Origin of the sequence: Shewanella ulleungensis (genome assembly GCF_014648315.1) — a bacterium.
GTDB classification, from domain to species: Bacteria; Pseudomonadota; Gammaproteobacteria; order Enterobacterales; family Shewanellaceae; genus Shewanella; species Shewanella ulleungensis.
In genome coordinates this window covers 56,675-77,417 of sequence record NZ_BMQW01000005.1, presented here as the reverse complement: position 1 = coordinate 77,417, position 20,743 = coordinate 56,675, and the positions used below count along the sequence as shown (strand labels likewise).

Below are 20,743 nucleotides of genomic sequence, written 5' to 3'. Positions count from 1 at the left end.
AAGGAGTGCGTAATGGCGCGAGGTCATTTACATAAGTTTGGTGGTTCTAGTTTAGCTGATGCTGATTGTTATCGCCGTGTTGCCCATATTTTACTGACTCACGGTAACAGTGATGATCTTGTAGTGGTGTCTGCTGCCGGTAAAACGACTAACTTCTTATATAAATTACTCAGTTTGCGTGACAGCGGCCAACTTTGGCAGGAAGAACTGCAAGTACTCATTAGTTACCAACAAACGTTAATTGAGCAACTCTTGTCAAACGAGCAGGCGCGCGATTTGCGTGAGCGCTTGTCGACTGACAGAGCTCAATTAGTTAGCTTGTTGTCTTTAGAACAACACAACGATTATCAGTTGAATCAAGTTGTGAGCTTTGGTGAGCGGTGGTCTGCACGCTTAATGGCTGCATTACTGCGTGAAACCGGTGTGGCAGCAACTCATGTTGATGCATGTTCTATTTTGGTTGCCGAAGAAGGTTCTGTACCCAATATTTTAGTGCAAGAGTCGCGCGACAAAGTACAAGCTTTGTTGGCTTTGCATCCGCAAGAGCGTTTAGTGATTACCGGTTTTATTTGTGCTAATCGCCATGGCGACACCTTATTACTGGGCCGTAACGGTTCAGACTTTAGCGCCACGCTAATTGCCAGTTTGGCAGACATTGAACGCGTTACCATTTGGACTGATGTTGAAGGGGTGTTTAATGCTGACCCTAACAAGATTAATGATGCCAAATTATTAAAAAGTATGTCCTTAGCAGAGGCCGATCGCCTAGCGCGTTTAGGTTCGCCTGTTTTGCACTCACGTACTTTGCAGCCGCTGTTTAACACCGATGTCAGCTTAGCCGTTCGTTCAAGCTACGCATCTCACACCGATTTTACGTTAATTGCTCCCCTGAGCTCATCGGCTAGTGCACCAGTGGTGACTAACCTTAATCAAGTGGTGTTATTTAGCTTTAAACTGAATACTGACATTGCACCATTGCTGACTATTTTAGATGAAGCAGGCCTGACGCCATTAGCATATTGGGAGCTAGCCCAACATAAATTTGAACTGGCATTTACCCTTGAATGCCAAAAGCAGGTTCAAGTGCTTTTAGCTAAACATGGCGAAACATGGGCGATTGATGAATTAACCATACAAACAGATCTAGGCTTAGTGGCTTTGGTCAGTGCAGATGCCCACCATTTTAGACGTAGCTTTGCCCGTTTATTAAGTCGTGATGCCAAACCTGTTTATCAAGACTCGTTAAGCTTAGTGACCTTAGTACCTCAAGCGCAGGTGAGTTTGTTAACCCAAAAGGTACATCGACGTTGCGCAGGCCCAAGAATGCGCATCGGCGTGTTGCTGCTAGGTGTCGGCAATATTGGCGAAGCCTGGGTAGATTTATTCAAGCGTGCCAGTCTCACATTGGATCGCGAACTTGAAGCGTCGGTAGAGCTGATAGGTGTGGTTGGATCGCAAAAGGCACTCATTTCAAATGACGGTATACGTCTTGATCATTGGCAGCAAGATTATCAAGCACATGCTACTGATTGGGACTACGATTCATTGTTTGAGCAATTAGCGCAATTGTCTTGTGATGAAATTGTCGCGTTAGACATCAGTGCAAGTGCAACATTAACGTTGCAGTATCCTGAGTTATTTGCACGTGGCATTCATGTGGTGAGTGCAAACAAGCTGGCGGGTTCTGGACCATTACCTTTTTACCGCGAATTAAAGCAACAGCTTAGCAATCGTCGCTTATTTTGGCGTTATAACGCCAGTTGTGGCGCGGGTTTACCTATACAACATGCATTAAACGATTTACGTAATAGTGGCGATACCATTGAAGCGGTTGGTGGGATTTTTTCTGGTACATTATGTTGGCTATTTGAAAACTACGATGGCAGTAAACCGTTTTCTGAATTAGTGCTTGAGGCCCGTGGTTTAGGGATTACTGAGCCTGATCCTCGCGACGATTTATCTGGCCGAGATATGCAGCGTAAACTGCTTATTTTAGCTCGGGAGATTGGGTTAGCGGTTGAGCTCGATGACATTACTTTGAATTCGTTAGTGCCTAAGGCATTAGCTGAGTTGTCGTTAGACGCTTTTTTACCGCGTATTAGCGAGTTAGATGAGGCTCTGTTGCAGCAATACGCTGCAGCTGCTGAGCAAAATAAAGTGCTCCGTTACGTGGCCTCGTTAGATAAAGTAGAGGGTAAACTGCAAGCCGAAGTTGGTTTACAATGGGTTGACAATAATCATCCTTACGCCAACTTAACTCCTGGCGATAATGTGTTTGTTATTCGCAGTGCATTTTATCAAGGTAACCCGTTGATTATCCGCGGCCCAGGCGCTGGGCGTGAGGTAACCGCTGCAGCAGTACAGTCTGATTTAGTTCATATTTGTAAAGACTTACTGCAAGAGTAAGCTGACTGAAAAGACCATGTTACATGGTCTTTTTTTTTGTCTTTTATTATTAGTGCAGTTTTGTATTTAAAGGATATCCAATGCAACGGCCAACAAAGGAGCAAATTCGAGATTTACCGCTTTATGACGGTATTGCGCTTGAGAATATCATCGTTATTACAAACAAAGCTGACGCGATTAGTGCCATAGCAGAGTTAAAAACACATTCTTGTTTAGGATTCGATACCGAGAGCAAACCTTGTTTTATAAAAGGTGAGGTCAGTGATGGACCTCATTTAATTCAAATCGCCACTCAATCCAAAGTGTTTTTATTTCCTACTCAGTTTTATGAACACTTCACTGACATTGCTCAAATACTATCGGATCCTATGATAAAAAAGGTGGGCTTTGGTTTAAAAGATGACAGAAAAATACTCTTGAGAAAATTTGGTATTACGTTAGTTAATACAGAGGAGCTTGCTTTAAAAGTGATGCGTTTTGCCCATGTGAAGCAACGTGTTGGTGCTAGAGTTGCAGTTGCGATGCTGTTTAAACAACGTCTTTCTAAGAGTGCACAGCAATCAAATTGGTCAATATTCCCTCTACATGATCACCAGAAAAAGTATGCGGCAAATGACGCTCATTCTGCATTATTAATTGAGCTTGAAATTGAACGGCAGAGTCATTAATAGCCTTATTAATATGGCACCATCCACCACTCAAAAACTTGTGTTCGCTTTATCATCATTCACATTTGCTAAGCTTGGCGGCAGAATAAAGCTAAATAATCATAATCTATAGTTATTAATATAATAAGATTTGATAATTTTTATTAATGTTTTATTCGCCGTAAGATTATTCCATCGAAACAAATGACGAATTAATCACTAATGTTTTTTAGGAGCGAATGATGAAAATGAATCATGTAGGTTTGATGGTTGGCGATATGGATAAAGCGGTAGAGTTTTATACCAAAGCGCTAGGGTTGCGAGTGGTCATGGGTAATACCAAAGTACAGGAAGAGCGTCAAACGGCAATCGGTAAAATGTGTGTTGCAGTATTTGGTGAGGGTTTTAAAGGCTTTAACATTGCGCATTTAGTGACAACAGACGGTATTGGTGTTGAATTATTTGAAATGATCGATCGTCAAGAACGACACAACGTTGACTTTACGCGTCTTGGTATTTTCCACTTTTGTTTGCAAACTGATGATTTTGAAGGGGCTATTGCGCGTACTGAACAGTATGGAGGCAAAGTACGTATGGATATTATGCGTTATCACCCTGAAGATGAGAGCAAACCAGCTAAAATGGTTTATCTAGAAGATCCGTTTGGCAATTTATTTGAGTTTTACTCGCATACTTATGAAGAAACTTACGCTTCTGATTATGAGTAATTGATACATTTTAGCTAAACCCAAAGCGACCTCATAGGTCGCTTTTTTGCTTTTAGTAGACTTATATTATTGATTCTGTTTTCTATCACGTCTTGAAAATTGATTCATTTACATCGATTTTACTCGCGGGTTAAGTGTGTTTGTCGCTAAATCTTGTGATTGATGTTTTTTTAGCTTGACTTAGCATGCAGTTAAACTAGTATATGGACATATAGACGTCCAAACGGCTAAATGGGTTGGTTAAAATAACCTAAGTTAATCAAGTTAGTCGTTTGGTATAGACTCCGAAGTGTTACAGAAGTTGAAGGAATACATTATGGCTTTTCATCATGCACAACATGCCCAGTCGTTAAATCAGAGCTTGTCTGAGCTGAATGATATTAATGTGTCATTTGAGTTTTTCCCGCCTTCAACACCTGAGATGGAAGAGATTTTGTGGAACTCTGTTCGTCGTTTAGAACCATTAAACCCTAAGTTTGTGTCGGTAACTTATGGTGCTAACTCTGGGGTACGCGATCGTACTCACAGTGTGATTGAGCGTATTCAAAAAGAAACTAACCTGCTAGCCGCGCCGCATTTAACTCTAGTTGATGCCAGTGATGAAGAGTTAATTGAGTTAGCAAAACATTATTGGAATACAGGCATTAGAGACATTGTTGCTTTGCGTGGTGATTTACCTGACGGCAGCCCAAAACCAACCCGTTTTGCTAATGACTTAGTACGTCTGCTTCGCTCTGTTGCTGATTTTGACATTTCGGTTGCTGCATATCCTGAGGTGCATCCTGATGCACGTAATGCTCAAGCTGATCTTATTAACTTAAAGAAAAAAATTGATGCAGGTGCTAACCGCGCCATTACGCAGTTTTTCTATGATGTTGAATCTTATTTACGTTTCCGGGATCGCTGTGTGACCGCTGGTATTGATGTTGAGATTATTCCTGGGATCTTACCTGTGACTAATTTTAAGCAGACTAAACGTTTTGCCGATATGACCAATGTCGCCATACCACATTGGTTACACCGCCAGTTTGAAGGCTTAGATGACGATCCGGCTACACGTCAATTGGTTGGTGCAAACGTGGCAATTGATATGGTTAAAGTGTTAGCTCGTGAAGGCGTTAAAGATTTCCATTTTTATACCCTTAACCGTGCAGAGTTAACGTATGCGATTTGCCACACATTAGGTGTGCGTCCGAAGTAAGATTTTTGGGCTACATTGACGTGAAAAAGCCTTCTGTAACATGATTACAGAAGGCTTTTTTATTTATATTGTGTTTATATCGCTGTTTATTGAGTACCGCCTCATGCTTTAACGTTATAACATGCCGGCTAGTTTGATTATGTTAGCGAGGAATATAATGTGTCGGAATTAGCGGGTCTATGCCCGATTTGTCATCAACAAAATGCCTGCTCAATGGCGCTTGGACAAGATATTTCAAGTTGTTGGTGTGTCGATTCTTCTTATCATGCGGTTGAGTTGATTCAGCAGTATGTAACGGCATATCCAGATAAGAGCATCCGTTCAGATCAATGTGTCTGTGTTTCTTGCTTAGCGAAAATAGCACTAATTACAGCTACAGAGCCGTCTGCTGTACAATTATTCATCCCGTGATCCGCCGTTCTTGTCATTGTTGTCTGCACTCATTTGAATTGTTAATTATTTGTTGTTTACAAGCGCTTGGTAGGTATACTAAAACCTCAATATTTGAGGATAATAATAATGTTTAAAAAAATTCTCTTAGGGTTAGCAATCATTATCGCTATCCCTTTTATCGCCGCGTTGTTTATTAAAACGGATTACTCCGTTACCCGCACTGTTACCATAGACAAGCCTGTTACTGAGGTTTTTGATTATATTAAACATCTAAAAAACCAAGATAATTTTAGTAAATGGGCTCAAATAGACCCAGAAATGGTCAAAATGTATCGTGGCACCGACGCCACTGTCGGTTTTGTGTCTGCATGGGCCAGTGAAAATCCTGAAGTTGGTGTCGGCGAGCAAGAGATTGTCGCCATAGATGAAGGTAAACGTATCGATTTTGAATTACGATTTATCTCACCGTTTGAAGCAACTTCACCTGCTTTTATGACAACCGAAGTTGTGAATAGTAATCAAACTAAAGTGGATTGGGACTTTAACGGCCAGATGGCTTATCCAATGAACTTGATGTTTCTATTTGTTGATTTTGAAACCATGATTGGTGCTGATTTACAGCAAGGTTTAGACACTTTAAAAGTGATACTCGAAAAGTAATTCAGATAGCGTTTGTACTCTAGTCATCGTGAAGATGATTCATTAGAGCATTCAGTGGGTTGCCATGTTTAACTTAATCGGGGTAATCTAAAAAATCCAATCATGGCAATGGAGTTGGGCTGTTGTCACGATAATAAAAATAACCAAACATCTAATAATAATAACTTCGACATTAGTCATTACTCATTATGAGGTTTTACATGGAAGCAATCACAAGTTTTGTCAGTACGGTCAACGGTATTGTATGGGGGATCCCCATGCTGGTTATGATTTTAGGCGTAGGGTTATTCCTGTCTATTGGGCTAAAACTCATGCCTATTTTAAAACTTGGCCGCGGGTTTAAATTATTATGGTCTGGTCGTCAAGTGACTGACGAAAGCGAAAAAGGCGATGTGAGTCCGTTTAATGCGTTAATGACTTCGCTATCTGCAACGATAGGCACGGGTAATATTGCGGGCGTTGCCACTGCAATCTTTATTGGCGGCCCTGGCGCGTTATTTTGGATGTGGTGTACTGCGCTCGTAGGTATGGCTACCAAGTTTTCTGAAGCCGTACTGGCGGTAAAATATCGTGAGACAGATGCTAACGGCAACCATGTTGGTGGCCCAATGTATTACATTAAAAATGGCTTAGGCAGCAAGTGGGCTTGGTTAGGTACAGCCTTTGCTATTTTTGGTTCTATTGCCGGTTTTGGTATTGGTAATACAGTACAAGCTAACTCAGTTGCCGATGCCATGAGCAGTAACTTTGGCGTACCAAATTGGGTGACAGGCCTGGTACTAATGGTATTGGTTGGTGCGGTACTAATGGGCGGTATTAAGCGTATTGCTGAAGTTGCCGGTAAGTTAGTGCCATTAATGACGGTGTTTTATATTACCGCGGGTATTGCTGTATTAGTTGTTTACGCCGACCAAGTCCCCGCGGCTTTTATGTTAATTATTGAAAGTGCATTTAACCCAGTTGCTGCCCAAGGTGGTTTTGCAGGCGCAGCGGTATGGGCGGCGATTCGTTTTGGTGTCGCTCGTGGTGTGTTTTCAAATGAAGCAGGCTTAGGTAGTGCACCTATCGCTCACGCTGCAGCACAAACTAATAATCCGGTAAAGCAAGGCTTAGTGGCTATGTTAGGTACATTTATCGATACCTTAATTGTTTGCTCAATTACCGGTTTAGCTATTGTGGTTTCAGGTGCTTGGACATCGGGCGAAAATGGCGCGGCATTAACCTCGTTTGCTTTTTCTCATGCATTGCCAATGGGTAATTATATTGTGGCTATCGCATTGGCTATTTTTGCCTTTACCACCATTTTAGGTTGGAGCTTTTATAGCGAAAAGTGTGTTCAATATCTGTTAGGTGACAAAGCCATTAAGCCATTTCGTTTAATTTGGACTTTAGTTGTGCCATTAGGTGCGGTGAGTTCTTTAGAGTTTATTTGGTTATTAGCCGATACACTAAATGCCATGATGGCAATTCCAAACTTAATCGCGTTAGTGTTACTTAGTCCAGTTGTATTTAGTTTAACCCGAGAGTACTTTATCAAGCAGCGTGCACTCAAAGCGCAGAGCTAATGTAATTTGCTAACTACAAAGAGCTTATTAGGCAGGATTAATGAGGACAGTTGAACTTCTGCTTTAAATTAATCTTATAATCAATAAGCTCTGTTAGAGACGCTAATCAATTGGGTACTCAGTTTAGGCATGTTCATTATTTTTAGTGAGCATGCTTTTTTTAAAAGGATTTTTACATGAAAAAAGCATTTTTTGCCACGCTAGGCGCAACCGCATTCGCGGCGTTACTTATATCTGGTTGCTCTAATATTGGATTGAGAACCAATGCGGGCGATATCGCGATAGGTAATGTAAAGGCTGGTAATGTGGACACATATACCTCTGCAGAGATGTCGAGGTTTAAAGCGAGGTTTTTAGGTGAAGTCACGACATATTATTGCGAAAACTCATTAAACCCTGCGAAATTGGATAATTTACCCAGTTTGTCGTCTATGGCGAAGTCACTTAAGGTGCAAGTGTCGCAGCGCGGGGGAAATGCGATTGTGATGAAGCAATGCGGTCGCCTTGTTGATCCATCTTGTAGTGCTTATTTAGAATGTAATGGCGAAGCTTATAGTATTGATAGAGGCTTTTAATTCATCACAGGTTTAGCCTATTGCTGCTCAGTAATAGGTACTAATCTAAGCGCTTATTAAAGCGCTTAGCTGCTACCCACAATCCAATTAACGTAAATCCCACTAACCATAAAATATCCTTGATTAGCTCACCTATGGTCGCTCCTTTTAACACTATTGCCCGAATGACCCGCATAAAGTGGGTGCCAGGTAGTGCTTCTGCAATCCATTGGGCTGTGGTTGGCATGGCTTCTAGTGGGGTGATAAATCCCGACAACAATATGGTAGGGAGCAAGATAAAAATGGTCATTTGCATGGCTTGAAGTTGAGTGTGTGCAATAGTTGAAATGATTAAACCTAGGGTTAAGCTTGCCGTAATAAACAGTAATGTACCCAAAAGTAAATGGCTAATAGCCCCATTAATTGGCACGGCAAAAATAAGATTACCTAAACCTAGAATAATGGTCATTTGTATAAGGCCAATAACAATGTACGGTAAAATTTTACCTATCATTAATTCAAGCGGTTTAATTGGGGTGGTGATCAATAACTCCAAATTGCCGCGCTCTCGTTCTCGCACAATGGCGGACGACGTAAATAACACCATGGTCATGGTAAGGATCACGGCGATGAGTCCCGGCACAATATTGACCGCCGATCGTTGCTCTGGATTATAAAAAAGGCTCACTTCAAACCGGGATTGGCTGCTGGTTTGTTCTGGTACAATATCATTTAGCGACAAGTTTTTGAGCTGTTTTATCGCACCAGCTATCATGGTATCTGAACCATCGACAATCCATTGCCCTATAGGTTCGTTATGCGCTAATTTTTCAGTTAACGTTGGCGGTAAAATTAACGCGGCTTTAATGTCGCCTCGCCTAATGGCGGCCTGTGCTTGCTCTGCAGTAGTTAAATATTGTTTTACCTCCACCACTTGAGTCACTTTAACCGCTTCAACTATCCAGCGCCCTGCAGCAGAATCAATTTGGTCAACAATAGCCACGGGAATTGCACGCACATCAGTATTGATGGCATAGCCAAATAACAGCAATTGAATGAGCGGGATCATAATGACCATTGCAAAGGTAATGCGATCGCGGCTCAGTTGTTTTATTTCTTTGGCAGTAATGGCATAAATGCGCAAGTAGCTATGACGAAAGCTGTTTAACAAACTAGCCATGATATTAGCCCTCGTGTTGCATATGTTGGGCTGATACTGGCTGCCCCGTGTGGCTCACAAACACGTCTTCTAGATTAGCGCTTACTAGGCGTACGTCTTGCGGGTTCAGTTGGCGATTGTGCTGCTGGCATTGATGCAATATCCAGGGGATGGGATCGCTGATATTCTTACTCACTAATACTCGTAGGCGATGGCCTAATTGCGCTGCTGAGGTGATGTGCTCAATGGCAATTAGCATTTGTTTTAATTGCCTTAAATCAGTTGTGGTGATTTCAACAACGTGGGCATTGATGTTGTCCATTAATGATTTTGGTGTGTCATCGGCTCTAATGTGACCTTTTTCCATAATGGCGATTTTATGGCAGCGCTCGGCTTCATCCATATAGTGAGTGGTCACTAAAATACTGGTACCTTGCTCTGATAAGTCAAATAACTGCTCCCAAAAGTCGCGTCGATTTTGTGGGTCGACCGCTGAAGTTGGCTCATCTAGAAATAGTAGTGAAGGTTGATTTAAACAGGCGCATGCCAGTGCAAGTCGTTGCCGTTGCCCGCCGCTGAGTGTACCGGCTAATTGGTGTTGATATTGATTGAGCTTATAAGTGCTTTGTAGTTGATCAATCCGCTTTTTACATTGATCTGCATTGATGCCATAAATTCGTCCAATAAATTGCAGGTTCTCTTTGACGGTGAGATCGTCATATAACGAAAATTTCTGCGTCATGTAACCTATCTGATGACGTAACGCTTCTGCTTGTCTAGGGATAGCTAATCCCATGACATTAATCTCTCCTTCGCTAGGTGTTAATAAGCCGGTTAGCATTCTAATCGTCGTGGATTTACCACAGCCGTTGGGACCTAAGAAGCCATATATATGGCCTTTAGGCACAGATAAATTTAAGTGTTCAACTGCAGCAAAGTCGCCAAACCGTTTAGTGAGATTATGTGCTTGAATTACCCAGTGAGGGTCTGTCGATGGCTTCATTTTTTAGCCGGTAAAATAACTTGAACAGGAATACCTGTAGGGAGTTTACTGGCGGTGTTATCTAAATTGACTTCAGCTAAAAAGGCCAGTCGCGAACGATCCGTTTGGTTGAGTGCGTAATAGGGCGTGAATGCCGGTTCGGTGCTTATCCAACGAAGCGTGCCGTTAAAGCTGTTATCGATACCGTCTACCTTTACCGACATGCTTTGGCCTATCGTCAGTTTAGCGGCGTAAGGCTCAGGGATATACACTCTGGCATAAGGCGCGGCATCGGCCTGGATTACCGCCACAACAGCACTCAGGGGAACACGTTCGCCGATATTGTATGGCAAGTTGTCTAATTTTCCGCTGCGTGTAGCGCGGATACTCAAATCGCTATAAACCTGTTGCTCGTAGCTTAAATTTGCAGTGGCGGCATCAAGTGCCGCTTGAGCTTGAAAGATATCTTCTTGGCGAACACCTTTGATTAAAACCGTTAAGCGATCGTTTGCAGCATCGTATTCGGCAGTCGTTTGATCTCTAAGGGCTAAAGCCCGATCGCGTTCGGCTTCGCTGACTAAACGTTTAACCAATAAACTGGCTGTACGTTGATAGGATTTTTGCGCTTCAATCTTGGCGGCATTGGCACTTTTTAATGCCGAGTTTGCACTGGCTATGTCTTCTGGTCGCTCGCCATTGGTAAGCTTTAATAAATAGGCTTTTGCTTTAACCACTTCGGCTTGCATAACGGCTAAGCGTGCAGCTTGCTTGTGTGTATCAAATTGAACTAATAAATCTCCTTGATTAATTAACATGCCTTTTTTGATGGGTTGGGCGGTAATGATTTCAGCGGCTGTCGCGCGCAGGAGTACGCGATCGCGCTCTAAGGTCCCTAAGGCTTGGTCGGGCGTGGACTGTGTGCAACCACTGAGGATTATTACACTGGATAAGAACGCTGAAAATAGCAGATGCTTCATAGCAAGTCTCATATAAGGATATGATTACACTATAGCATTGCATTTGATGAGCCAGCTAAGTGTGATTTACGCCACACTTAGCCAATGAGTCTTAGAAAATGAGACTCGCCAATAGCAATTAATCGGTAATAATTAACCGGTAATAATTACTCAAAGTTATTGTCAAATTCTGAGTCTTCAAACAAGTCGACAGCCAGTGATGGTGCCACGTGTTTAAATTGGCGAGCAAAGTGTCGTTGTACCCCTTTAAGATCAATATTACCGATCCCTGAAGCAAAACCAAACCAAGCATAAAGGCCACTGATGTCTTCAAACATCGGCGGTAAATATTTCGGCTTGGCAATGATGCCATCTTGGTAAGCTTGATAAAGAACCGGAATATCTTCGATCGCGAGCTTGCCTAAAAATAACATCGGGATCAGTTCTGGCAAGCCAGTGCTAATGGCACTGCGAATAAAGTTAATATTTTCCACATAACCGCGTACATAGGAGATATCTTTAGTAAAAAAGCTACCGCCAGCGACCATGCCGCCACGAAACACCCGTTGAGTGACTCGGTAACTGTCTTTTGAACTTAAATTAAGGTTTCTAAAGTAGCGATACACTTCGATAAAGTCGGCGCCTTGTTCTGCCATATCGACCGCAGAAACTCGGTCGCTAATACGACGAGCACGTCCGGGGTTTGAGCTTAAAGTGAGCATTTCCATTAGTACGGCTAGGCCTTCTTGCGAAGCTGTAACCCGTGGCGACCCGACACTGAGCCAAGTTGCATGTGGTTGAGCACGACCATTGAGCGTAGTGCCCACATGAACCCAGCCCTCATGAACTTCATACACATTAAGATCAGATTCACTAAACATTGCGCTAGTATTCAGTTTAACTGTATCACCACCGACTGCAGCGTCAGAGGCAATACCATCACTTAATTTGACGTGAATTTCATCGTTATGGAAATACTTGACTAAGCGATCACTCAGTACGTTAACGGCTTCTGGGGCGGTAATGATTTTAGGATGACGATTACTCATATGGCGCGCTGCTGGCAACGAGAAAATATGACTTAAGCGGTCGCCTAATTGGCGAAGTGTATGACGGTCGCCATGCAATTTATGGCTTGCACTGCCGTATAGCTCTTGGCTGAGTTTTCCAAAGGTAGGGTTACCGCGATTATGCAGCATGTCGATCACGATTCGATATTGATCAATGTTAGCCAGGAGAATTTTGCCTAATTTATCGCGTTTACCCAGGCCTCGTTCAATGGCACTTTTTAAACCTTGTAGATCGGTTTGGGTTTGAGCGGCATTAAATGACAACGGAATCGATTGATAAAAATCATTACTGACATTGGGCAATACTTTAGTTTGCTTGGCTAAAAAGTCATCTTCAATTTGTTTAGGCCACTTAATTGAATCTAAAATTTTAATGGGTGCTTGGATACGAATTAATTCATCAGAAAAACGACGAATATCTTGCTGATAACGCAATAAAGAGTCAGACATTGTCTTTTCCTAATCTAGAAAACCTGTGCCATGATGTTTTGTGGCATATCCCTGATGCTAATAAACTTATATTAGCAGAAGTCGATCACAAAATAGCAATGAAAAAATATAGCGTTATAAGCCCTGTTTTGGTGCAGGTTGCGTGTTGAAGGAGTAAAAGCGATATTAATTTATATTGTATAGTATTGAAAATAAAGGTTTTACTTGTTGGCATCAAAACTGCTTTGCTTAATTGTCGTGTCGATTAAGAGGACAGCATATGGCTGCAATGAGTTATTTAAGCGTGATTGAGCGTTATCACGAATACGAAAATCTAGTACACGAACTGCTTGAGTCCATTTTAGTGGGTGTAGGTGATGTCAATTTATTCGATAAGCCTGTTTCAGCAAAAGTGTTTGAAGATATGGCGGTGAGTTATCCATTTGTGGAACTCATTTACTTGCTCGATGAACAAGGAATACAGGTTAGCCCTAATATCAGTGTTGTTAATCAACAGGTTAAGCTACTCAATAATGGTAAAAAGGCCGATAGAAGTCAGCGGCCTTATTTTACTCAACTCTCTCAAGCCAATACTGCACATATTACCCGGCCTTATTTATCTAATGCTGGTGGTGGTTTGTGTTTATCGGCGTCGCAAATCTTAACTTCATCAACGGGTGAGACGGGGATTGTGGTGATAGATGTTAATTTAACTCGGCTCATTGAGTTTATGATGGGGGACAGTGCAAGGCGTAAAATGTCGCCATTCTTTAAGAGTATTTATGCTGCCATTGTGTTGTGTCTTTTTGTGTTGGTGACCGTACTAATGTGGACAGTCACATTAGATATTTACGAGCTCTTTAGCCAAGCGTCTGCACGACGTGATCCGCTACAGCCCTTTGGAATTATTATCTTTTTAACTTTGGCACTGGCCATTTTCGACTTGGGTAAGACCATATTGGAAGAGGAAGTGCTTATGCATAAAGATATTTTTAGGCACAGCTCGACTCGTAGAACCATTACCCGATTTATTTCGACTATTTTAATCGCGATATCGATTGAAGCCTTACTGACAATGTTTAAAGCATCATTAGGTGAGAAACAATATATTGAACCTGCTATTTTAATGATGCTTGCCGTCGTGGGGTTGTTGGTCGGCCTAGGCATTTATGTTTACCTTGGCGCAAAAGCTGAATTGTTGTTAACGCAAACTCAGGCAAACAGGCATGGCGGTAGAGTAGAAAAAAACATTCCATAACGGCGTGGAGATATACGAAGAAGGGATAAACACAATGTTTATCCCTTTTTATTAGAAAAAGTCGTCATCACCAATTGCTTTGCGTAATTGCGCCTGCTCGAGAAAATCCTCTAACCTACGTTTGATTTGACGCTTATGCTGTAATGACTCGGTTGACTTACTGCCTCTAGGCGTTGTCATCGCGTCAATTTCTGTGTCATCTGGCACTCGATCTGTAAGATTAGCCATAACGAAACCCTCAAGTTGAATGGTAAAAACGAAACGAATTCAATGAGCACTTTCTAACTAAAAAAACACCAATAGAAAAGTAAAATTTTTTGTCTGATATGGACAGCTATTTTCACCTTTCATTTTGAGCTTAGCATTAAAATTTTTTGTTGCTATATAGCCCGCTAAAATTTGTGACATATATCGCCAAGACAAAAAATGCCATTGCGTATGGCAATGGCATTTTTTTAAATAAAAAGAGCAGGATAGCTCAATTTTATTGCGGATATCTTATAGCGTAAAGCCATATGAGTAGCCTAAAACAATTTTAGCATCGCTGTCTGGTAGGTCAGTATCAGACGCCATGAACGACACTGTACCAATGTCTGTTTCTGCGCTTAATGTCACGTTGTAGTCTGTGTAAGTATCGCCAAATAAATCTTCTACTACATCACCCTGTGAGTAACCGTAGTGAAACGCTACGCTTAACTTTTCAGTTAATGGGAAGCTAGCGTTAGCTTGGATATAACTCCAATCTTTTTCGTCTGATGCGCCTGATACATCAGAGTCTGCATTAACAACTTGAGAGTATCCAACGTCTAACCATTTCCAGCCGAGTACGAAAGAGATTTCACCAAAATCAATGCTTGCTTCAGCATCAGGGTAAGCGTAGTAAAGGTAGCTTACATCGTAAGTTAGGTCTTCTGTGAAGTTACCGCCGTAACCACCATAGAAATCTAACTCGTAGCTTGTTTCATCTCCAAAATCGACGTTTGAAGCCCAAGTACCGGCATAAAAACCTGAATCGTGTGCGTAATCTAGCCCACCTTGAATTGCCGCTTCATTACTGGTTTGCGTCGTACCGCGCCATAAGTAGTTAGACGTCGCGCCAATATTGCCAGTGACTTCTGCAAGGGCACTGCCGCTCAATAGTAAGCCTGTTGATAACGCAATTGCTTGATATAGTGATTTTTTCATCTTCATCCCTTAACGTTTTATTGTCACTGAGTCATTTATTTATACTTAAACATACTCAATGTTGGTTTTGTCTGATGAGTAATTAGCGAATCGCATGCCACTTTTTTTAATTGTTTTAAATCAGTATGTTGAGTTTTAATGCTACATTTTGAAGCATTAAGCTTGCGGCTTTATGATGCAGTGCTGCACTTATTTTGTGCAAAGAGTGAGCATGTTTTAGGGGTAGGGCGCTCTCAATTTGTTTAAGGCGCTAATACAAATCCTATCGGAATATGTAGTCTGTCGCTAAAGGGGTAAGGTGCTGTGGGTAAGGCTGGTTCAGTGGTGTAAGTAAGGAGCGGAATATGAGATATAAAAAAACCTCCCAAGGGAGGTTTTCGTCAAAAGGCATTAGCGAAAATTAATTCACACTGTCTTTTAATGTTTTACCGGCTTTAAACTTAGGCACTGTCGCTGCTGCGATTTGAATTTCTTTGCCTGTTTGTGGGTTACGGCCAGTACGAGCTGCACGTTGAGTGGTTTCAAATGAACCAAAACCAACGATTGAAATCTTGTCACCATTTTTCATGGCTTCAGTTACCGCTTCTTCGAAAGATTTTAGTGCGCGGCCAGCTTCAGCTTTAGTTAGTTCTGCATTTTCTGCGATTTTTGCTATTAATTCACTTTTGTTCATATTGATATTCTCTGCTTTCCATAGAAGTGTTTTTTAAAACATCATTAACATGCCACAAGCCATGCAGGTTTAAAAGCACTTTATCCTATAAATTCAGTATCTGTAATGGTTTTGGAGCAAAATAAGCCTAAATCATTCAACCCAATGGTGATCAATTTACTCTTCTAGCAATTGGTAAAGAATTTTCTTTACCAATTGCGGCTCGAAAGGCTTATCACATAAGGCGTTAACTCCAGCACTGAATACATTACTTAGGTGGGTATCGTTTGCTTCAGATGACACCATTAAAATCGGAATATGCGACTGCTGGCTTTCGTTACGAATGTACTGAGTGAGCGCTAAACCATCTACAGACGGCATGTTGTAGTCTGTGATGACTAAGTCATACATGTTTTCTTTCATCAAGCTTATTGCTTGCTCCCCATCTTCTGCTTCTGTGATGAGTTGCATACCTAAATTGCCGATAGTTCGTTTAATAACGTTACGTGCCATTCGACTGTCATCGACCACCAATACGCGAATATTGTGTACATCAAAGTGACTCAAATCGAGTTCATCATTACTGAGTAAATCAACGGTGGAGTTGAGTGCCGTGGCTAGGTTTTCAGCGTTAAATGGTTTAGGTAAAATAGCGACTACACCAGACTGTCTAAATATTTCTAATTGTTCACGGCGACACTCACTGGAAACCAACATAAATTGAATGTCGCTTAACCCAGGGGTGTTTTTTATATATTGCAATAATTCAGTTGATTCACCATCGACCAAATGCAGTGCACTGGCAATTAAGTCGGGTTTATGACGTTGAATAATCTCTTTTGCTTGGGTAATTGTGGCGGCAGTTTGTATGCTGCTAACGCCTTCTTGTTGCAAGCGGCTAATAATTATTTTGCGCTGCGTGTCAGACGGTTCGACTAACAGAATGGACAGCTCGCTGGGAGATAAACTTTTCATAATTAACGTTCCACATTGATGTGTTTATTATTTTAATTTTTAGAGTGTTGCTGGGTTATAAGGTGTTAAATAACTGATAACTCAAACTGACTAGGTGATTATAGACGACAGGATATGTTATGTCGTTTTGCTCTGCTTTTGTGCTAAATAAGTGCCGGTAACAGTTGATAGTCCAACCCACCACTGAAACCCAATAAGCGCTGAGAGTAATAACCATAAGGGAATAAGTGGAATGTCGTATCCTTGGAACGCTAAATTAACGTCATTTGGAGTAATTTGATACGCAATGATAGCGGTTGTGCTGATAGCAGCTAAGCCAAGAGTTTGTAGACCGACATAAAAAAACAGTACCACTTTCGTCCACTGCGCTCGGCTCAAAATACCAAATAATAGCGGTAAGACACCTAGGGTGAGCAAATCAAAAGCATAAAAAGTGGTCATACGCCAAAGCGCGATTAGCGTAAGTAGTGCATACAGTGCCACCAGAATTTTTACTCTTAACGGCATGGCGGATTGTGCTATCTGATTCATATTGGTCATCTGGCTATAAAATTTGAGGTAGAATATCGCACAAACACGCTAAGTGGGTATATTTTGATGACTGAAAACGATTTTTGGGTACTGGTTACACGTGAGCAACCGAGCCAATCTTCTGATGAAACCGCGCAACAACTGCGTGATAAATTAACCGCTTTAGACGATGACTCGCTAAAGGCGTTTGATAAAATGTTCGGCCAACAATTACGTCGCAGTTATTTATGGTCAGTCTGGGGCGCTGCTTACATTATTACTGGGTGTGATAGCGATTATGCCTTTGCCGAATTTAGGTGCTTTTTATTATCGTTAGGCCAGCAATGGTATGACAAGGTGGTAGAAAACCCTGATTGCTTAGGCGAGTTAAACGACTGGCCGTTAGTGGATAATTACGCTTATCCATTTGTTGAAGATTATGACCTTATCGCCGGGCAAATTTATGAAGACCGTACTGAGCATGAATTACCTTTTGTACCGTCTGGACAAAATACGCCAGTGGGTAAAAAATTTAGCACTAAGCCCAAAATTATGCGTCAAACTTATCCATTATTAAGTGCACGGTTTCCATTTTAAGCGTGTAACGACCTGACTCTTGTTAAGCGCTGGTTCAGCTTGATAGCGCTAAAGTGATTACATTGAGATGCGAGTTCAATTGTCATTTTGGAGGTTTATTATGAACGTTAAATATTTACTATTGGCTTCGGTATTTACGGGGCAAGTCGCAATGGCTGAAGATGCGCCAGAACCTAATCCACTAACTGAAGTCGGTGTAGTAAAAATTGAATGGCAAAACCCAAAAGATTTTCGCGATATTAAGACGTCTACAGAGCTGCAATCTCGTTTTGAAAAGCGCTTATTTGAAACCTTAACCAAGAATATTAATAAACAAGCTGAAAAGTCGCTTAAACCTGGTCAAACCTTAAGCATGCAAGTGACTAACCTGGATTTAGCAGGTGATATGCGCCCAACCTTTGGTGCAACGCCGGGTGATTTACGTATCGTAAAAGATTTGTATCCGCCAAGAGCGACATTTAGTTTTACGGTAAATGAGGGTGATAAAGTCATTGTTAGCGGTGATGAGAAAATTACTGATATGAGCTTTATGTATAGTTCTCATCGTTTCAATGACAGGCCGTTTCAGTATGAAACCACGCTTTTTACTGACTGGTTACAAAAGAGCGTTGAACCTAAGTTATAGTATTTATTGGTTTATCTCTAAAAAAATAAAAGCTCCACAGTTGGAGCTTTTATTTTTAATTAGCCAGTAAAGTAACCAAAGTTAAAGAAACTTGATTTTATTTACTTAGCAAGCTTAAACACTTGCAGTGTTTGTAGCAGAGTCGCGAGCTTTTTTACAAAAGCTTCTAAGGTTTCTTGCGCCACATGCGTACTGTTTTGCATCTTATCAAATTCAATGACAAGCTCTTGTACGTAAGGCAAAAAGCGATTACTGCTTTCGGTAAAACCTTGATCTTCAGTAAAGATCGCCACAAATTTACCATGACCGGCTTTACGCAACTCGTCTAGGCGGGCATCTGAATCAATGGCTTGTCTATAGGCGATTTGCAGGTTTTCTTTTATCTGTAGAAAAACATTGGTGTACGGCATAATTGCCTCATAGTGCATGGGTAAAGAATATAACTAATTATAAGGAGCTGCTATGCAAGCAACAAGGAAAAGTCGGCTTAATTTGAATATCAATTTGATTTGTCGTCATTTACAACTAAATCTCAACAGATTTGTGGCATTGTTATTGTGCTTAGTGGCACTCCCTGCAGCGGCATTAGATTCACCTGTTTTTTATAAAGTTGAATATCAACAACAGCAAGCCTACTTACTAGGTTCGATTCATATTGGTCAGGCAGATTTTTATCCCTTAGCGCAACACATCGAATCGGCGTTTAAACAGTCGGATGCATTGGTAGTTGAAGCTGATATTACTCAAGGGAATGCGGCGGCGTTATTGCAACAATACGGGGTGTTGTCGCCAGAAATCGCTGCCGATGTCGATGCTACGCGTAAGACATATTGCCAAGGTCATCAAGCGATGTGCCAAGCGTTAGCGCCATATGCGCCTTGGTTACAATCAACGCAGATTAGCGTAAACCGTTTTGCTGAGTTGGGCTATAGCGCTGAGCAAGGCGTGGACGCTTATTTTACGGCTAATAAAGAAGGAAAAGCCTTGATTGAGCTTGAAAGCATTCAGTTTCAATTTGAACTCATTTCATCATTCTCGACAGAAACCCAATTGCAAATGCTCGACGATGCTATTAACGCCAGCGACGCTGAAATGCTTGATTTGATCCACGCTTGGCGTCAAGGTGATGCTCAGGCGTTAGCACGGATTATGGAAGCGCAAGCGGGAGAGTCTGATGAATTTTTAGAAAAGTTATTGTGGCAGCGCAATCATTCTATGACACAAAAGATAATCCAATTGTTACAAGGTAAAGCACAAAACCAACTATTTATAGTGGTGGGAGCAGGGCATATTGTCGGTCAGCAAGCTATTCCTGATTTGCTTAGACAACAAGGTGCAATAGTCACTCGATGCACCTTGCTGCAGTGTTGATATTGTTCATAAGTAATAATAACTAGCGTTATTTTGCAGCTGATTGCGCTAAAAAGTGAACATAACGACCTAATGATAAATAGGGCTCTCGTTGCGAGTAGGCCAATTCCATTTCGATTAACTGTTTAGTGTCAAAATCAGGCGGTAAATGTTTTTTTAGGTAATCGTTAATAACCCTTACCCCTGACTGAGTCACCATTGTGAGTTGCCATTGGGCAAACCACTGGCGCACATCTTCGATATATAGTGGGTGTGTAGGGGTTAAGCCGACCTTCTTTTTTACTACCAAATTGCGTTTAACGTAATCAAAATTACCTGACACTAGGCTGTGAAATCGTAATGCTTCTTTGTTATAAAACATCAACGAAAATAAACCATTAGGTTTAAGTAAACTTAATAGTCCGTTGAGAGTTGTGTTGGCATCGATAAGCCACTCAGCCACAGCATGGCACAAGATGACATCAAAATGTCCATATTGTGTTGCCGTCAATGCTTGAATAGGGCTATGGACTAATTCTATCGATAATGGTGTATCAGCTGCTGCAATTTGTTGTTGTGCCAGTGCGAGCATTTGTTCTGAAATATCGCAAAGCACCACATCGTGGCCTAAAGCCGCCAGCTTTTGACTCAAAAAACCAAACCCACCACCGGCATCTAAAATCCGTAGTCGTTGCTTGCCAAGCTTATCTAGCTCAGGGGCAAGGTCTCGCCATAACACGGCTGCGCGGATCTCACCTTTAGTGGTACCGTAGATGTTTTTGGCAAATTTTTGACTGAGTTTATCGAAATTTTTATCTTGCACAGTACCATCACGTTATTT

At 41.5% G+C, this 20,743-nt stretch carries 23 protein-coding genes; 12 read left to right on the top strand and 11 right to left on the bottom strand.

Annotated features, from left to right (window positions below; all coding sequences use genetic code 11):
• The first annotated feature begins 12 nt into the window (after positions 1-12).
• The 8 genes from IEY40_RS11105 to IEY40_RS11070 all read left to right on the top strand — a co-directional run bounded on the left by IEY40_RS11105 (position 13) and on the right by IEY40_RS11070 (position 8,175).
• A complete protein-coding gene (locus IEY40_RS11105) occupies positions 13-2,406 on the top strand; it encodes a bifunctional aspartate kinase/homoserine dehydrogenase II (RefSeq protein WP_188956145.1) in 2,394 nt (797 codons plus the stop codon).
• Between the two features lie 80 nt (positions 2,407-2,486).
• Positions 2,487-3,074: a 3'-5' exonuclease gene (locus IEY40_RS11100; RefSeq protein WP_188956143.1), complete on the top strand. Its 588-nt coding sequence runs from the start codon at positions 2,487-2,489 to the stop codon at positions 3,072-3,074.
• A 221-nt stretch (positions 3,075-3,295) separates the two neighbouring features.
• Entirely contained in the window at positions 3,296-3,781 is a 486-nt protein-coding gene (locus tag IEY40_RS11095) for a VOC family protein (RefSeq protein WP_188956551.1), read from the top strand.
• A gap of 316 nt (positions 3,782-4,097) precedes the next feature.
• Positions 4,098-4,982, top strand: a complete 885-nt coding sequence (metF, locus tag IEY40_RS11090; protein ID WP_188956141.1) for a methylenetetrahydrofolate reductase — start codon at positions 4,098-4,100, stop codon at positions 4,980-4,982.
• A gap of 159 nt (positions 4,983-5,141) precedes the next feature.
• The gene (locus tag IEY40_RS11085; RefSeq protein ID WP_188956139.1) at positions 5,142-5,393 is read left to right on the top strand and encodes a cysteine-rich CWC family protein; all 252 of its coding nucleotides are present in this window, start codon (positions 5,142-5,144) and stop codon (positions 5,391-5,393) included.
• A 108-nt stretch (positions 5,394-5,501) separates the two neighbouring features.
• Entirely contained in the window at positions 5,502-6,035 is a 534-nt protein-coding gene (locus IEY40_RS11080) for an SRPBCC family protein (protein WP_188956137.1), read from the top strand.
• Positions 6,036-6,235: 200 nt separating this feature from the next.
• Positions 6,236-7,600, top strand: a complete 1,365-nt coding sequence (locus tag IEY40_RS11075; RefSeq protein ID WP_188956135.1) for an alanine/glycine:cation symporter family protein — start codon at positions 6,236-6,238, stop codon at positions 7,598-7,600.
• Between the two features lie 176 nt (positions 7,601-7,776).
• The gene (locus IEY40_RS11070) at positions 7,777-8,175 is read left to right on the top strand and encodes a hypothetical protein (RefSeq protein ID WP_188956133.1); all 399 of its coding nucleotides are present in this window, start codon (positions 7,777-7,779) and stop codon (positions 8,173-8,175) included.
• Positions 8,176-8,215: 40 nt separating this feature from the next.
• On the opposite strand, the gene IEY40_RS11065 is transcribed toward IEY40_RS11070, so the two are convergent.
• The 4 genes from IEY40_RS11065 to IEY40_RS11050 all read right to left on the bottom strand — a co-directional run bounded on the left by IEY40_RS11065 (position 8,216) and on the right by IEY40_RS11050 (position 12,771).
• A complete protein-coding gene (locus IEY40_RS11065; RefSeq protein WP_188956131.1) occupies positions 8,216-9,334 on the bottom strand; it encodes an ABC transporter permease in 1,119 nt (372 codons plus the stop codon).
• Between the two features lie 4 nt (positions 9,335-9,338).
• Positions 9,339-10,316, bottom strand: coding sequence for an ABC transporter ATP-binding protein (locus tag IEY40_RS11060; RefSeq protein WP_188956129.1), 978 nt, complete (start codon positions 10,314-10,316; stop codon positions 9,339-9,341).
• The gene (locus IEY40_RS11055; protein WP_188956127.1) at positions 10,313-11,272 is read right to left on the bottom strand and encodes an HlyD family secretion protein; all 960 of its coding nucleotides are present in this window, start codon (positions 11,270-11,272) and stop codon (positions 10,313-10,315) included. The genes IEY40_RS11060 and IEY40_RS11055 overlap by 4 nt, the downstream gene beginning before the upstream one ends.
• A gap of 146 nt (positions 11,273-11,418) precedes the next feature.
• Positions 11,419-12,771 (bottom strand): flavohemoglobin expression-modulating QEGLA motif protein, encoded by a 1,353-nt coding sequence (locus tag IEY40_RS11050; protein WP_188956125.1) that lies wholly within the window; start codon positions 12,769-12,771, stop codon positions 11,419-11,421.
• Positions 12,772-13,030: 259 nt separating this feature from the next.
• On the opposite strand from IEY40_RS11050, the gene IEY40_RS11045 reads away from it, so the two are divergent.
• Positions 13,031-14,008 carry a PDC sensor domain-containing protein gene (locus tag IEY40_RS11045; RefSeq protein WP_188956123.1) on the top strand — a complete coding sequence of 326 codons (978 nt, stop codon included), beginning with the start codon at positions 13,031-13,033 and terminating at the stop codon, positions 14,006-14,008.
• A 51-nt stretch (positions 14,009-14,059) separates the two neighbouring features.
• Here the strand turns inward: IEY40_RS11045 and IEY40_RS11040 are convergent, their stop codons facing one another.
• From IEY40_RS11040 to IEY40_RS11020, 5 genes are all read right to left on the bottom strand, one after another.
• Positions 14,060-14,236: a PA3496 family putative envelope integrity protein gene (locus IEY40_RS11040; protein WP_170293502.1), complete on the bottom strand. Its 177-nt coding sequence runs from the start codon at positions 14,234-14,236 to the stop codon at positions 14,060-14,062.
• A 270-nt stretch (positions 14,237-14,506) separates the two neighbouring features.
• Entirely contained in the window at positions 14,507-15,193 is a 687-nt protein-coding gene (locus IEY40_RS11035) for a TorF family putative porin (protein WP_188956121.1), read from the bottom strand.
• Positions 15,194-15,593: 400 nt separating this feature from the next.
• Positions 15,594-15,866, bottom strand: coding sequence for a non-specific DNA-binding protein Hbs (locus IEY40_RS11030; protein ID WP_011638950.1), 273 nt, complete (start codon positions 15,864-15,866; stop codon positions 15,594-15,596).
• A gap of 156 nt (positions 15,867-16,022) precedes the next feature.
• Positions 16,023-16,820 (bottom strand): response regulator, encoded by a 798-nt coding sequence (locus tag IEY40_RS11025; RefSeq protein ID WP_188956120.1) that lies wholly within the window; start codon positions 16,818-16,820, stop codon positions 16,023-16,025.
• Between the two features lie 117 nt (positions 16,821-16,937).
• Positions 16,938-17,351 carry a hypothetical protein gene (locus tag IEY40_RS11020; RefSeq protein WP_229777078.1) on the bottom strand — a complete coding sequence of 138 codons (414 nt, stop codon included), beginning with the start codon at positions 17,349-17,351 and terminating at the stop codon, positions 16,938-16,940.
• A 66-nt stretch (positions 17,352-17,417) separates the two neighbouring features.
• Here IEY40_RS11020 and IEY40_RS11015 point away from each other — a divergent pair, with 66 nt between their 5' ends.
• A complete protein-coding gene (locus IEY40_RS11015; RefSeq protein WP_188956118.1) occupies positions 17,418-17,927 on the top strand; it encodes a DUF4240 domain-containing protein in 510 nt (169 codons plus the stop codon).
• Between the two features lie 100 nt (positions 17,928-18,027).
• A complete protein-coding gene (locus IEY40_RS11010) occupies positions 18,028-18,552 on the top strand; it encodes a DUF3016 domain-containing protein (protein WP_188956116.1) in 525 nt (174 codons plus the stop codon).
• 101 nt (positions 18,553-18,653) lie between these two features.
• Here the strand turns inward: IEY40_RS11010 and IEY40_RS11005 are convergent, their stop codons facing one another.
• Positions 18,654-18,962, bottom strand: coding sequence for a prephenate dehydrogenase (locus IEY40_RS11005; protein ID WP_188956114.1), 309 nt, complete (start codon positions 18,960-18,962; stop codon positions 18,654-18,656).
• Positions 18,963-19,014: 52 nt separating this feature from the next.
• Between IEY40_RS11005 and IEY40_RS11000 the strand changes: the two genes are divergently transcribed.
• Positions 19,015-19,923 carry a TraB/GumN family protein gene (locus IEY40_RS11000; RefSeq protein ID WP_188956112.1) on the top strand — a complete coding sequence of 303 codons (909 nt, stop codon included), beginning with the start codon at positions 19,015-19,017 and terminating at the stop codon, positions 19,921-19,923.
• 28 nt (positions 19,924-19,951) lie between these two features.
• Here IEY40_RS11000 and IEY40_RS10995 read toward each other — a convergent pair whose 3' ends face one another.
• The gene (locus IEY40_RS10995; RefSeq protein ID WP_188956111.1) at positions 19,952-20,725 is read right to left on the bottom strand and encodes a methyltransferase domain-containing protein; all 774 of its coding nucleotides are present in this window, start codon (positions 20,723-20,725) and stop codon (positions 19,952-19,954) included.
• Positions 20,726-20,743: the final 18 nt, after the last annotated feature.

Coding starts and splice junctions, on each gene's coding strand:
- IEY40_RS11105 (WP_188956145.1), top strand. CDS start 13: ATGGCGCGAGGTCATTTACATAAGTTTGGTGGTTCTAGTTTAGCTGAT.
- IEY40_RS11100 (WP_188956143.1), top strand. CDS start 2,487: ATGCAACGGCCAACAAAGGAGCAAATTCGAGATTTACCGCTTTATGAC.
- IEY40_RS11095 (WP_188956551.1), top strand. CDS start 3,296: ATGAAAATGAATCATGTAGGTTTGATGGTTGGCGATATGGATAAAGCG.
- metF (WP_188956141.1), top strand. CDS start 4,098: ATGGCTTTTCATCATGCACAACATGCCCAGTCGTTAAATCAGAGCTTG.
- IEY40_RS11080 (WP_188956137.1), top strand. CDS start 5,502: ATGTTTAAAAAAATTCTCTTAGGGTTAGCAATCATTATCGCTATCCCT.
- IEY40_RS11075 (WP_188956135.1), top strand. CDS start 6,236: ATGGAAGCAATCACAAGTTTTGTCAGTACGGTCAACGGTATTGTATGG.
- IEY40_RS11070 (WP_188956133.1), top strand. CDS start 7,777: ATGAAAAAAGCATTTTTTGCCACGCTAGGCGCAACCGCATTCGCGGCG.
- IEY40_RS11065 (WP_188956131.1), bottom strand. CDS start 9,334: ATGGCTAGTTTGTTAAACAGCTTTCGTCATAGCTACTTGCGCATTTAT.
- IEY40_RS11060 (WP_188956129.1), bottom strand. CDS start 10,316: ATGAAGCCATCGACAGACCCTCACTGGGTAATTCAAGCACATAATCTC.
- IEY40_RS11055 (WP_188956127.1), bottom strand. CDS start 11,272: ATGAAGCATCTGCTATTTTCAGCGTTCTTATCCAGTGTAATAATCCTC.
- IEY40_RS11050 (WP_188956125.1), bottom strand. CDS start 12,771: ATGTCTGACTCTTTATTGCGTTATCAGCAAGATATTCGTCGTTTTTCT.
- IEY40_RS11045 (WP_188956123.1), top strand. CDS start 13,031: ATGGCTGCAATGAGTTATTTAAGCGTGATTGAGCGTTATCACGAATAC.
- IEY40_RS11040 (WP_170293502.1), bottom strand. CDS start 14,236: ATGGCTAATCTTACAGATCGAGTGCCAGATGACACAGAAATTGACGCG.
- IEY40_RS11035 (WP_188956121.1), bottom strand. CDS start 15,193: ATGAAAAAATCACTATATCAAGCAATTGCGTTATCAACAGGCTTACTA.
- IEY40_RS11030 (WP_011638950.1), bottom strand. CDS start 15,866: ATGAACAAAAGTGAATTAATAGCAAAAATCGCAGAAAATGCAGAACTA.
- IEY40_RS11025 (WP_188956120.1), bottom strand. CDS start 16,820: ATGAAAAGTTTATCTCCCAGCGAGCTGTCCATTCTGTTAGTCGAACCG.
- IEY40_RS11020 (WP_229777078.1), bottom strand. CDS start 17,351: ATGAATCAGATAGCACAATCCGCCATGCCGTTAAGAGTAAAAATTCTG.
- IEY40_RS11015 (WP_188956118.1), top strand. CDS start 17,418: ATGACTGAAAACGATTTTTGGGTACTGGTTACACGTGAGCAACCGAGC.
- IEY40_RS11010 (WP_188956116.1), top strand. CDS start 18,028: ATGAACGTTAAATATTTACTATTGGCTTCGGTATTTACGGGGCAAGTC.
- IEY40_RS11005 (WP_188956114.1), bottom strand. CDS start 18,962: ATGCCGTACACCAATGTTTTTCTACAGATAAAAGAAAACCTGCAAATC.
- IEY40_RS11000 (WP_188956112.1), top strand. CDS start 19,015: ATGCAAGCAACAAGGAAAAGTCGGCTTAATTTGAATATCAATTTGATT.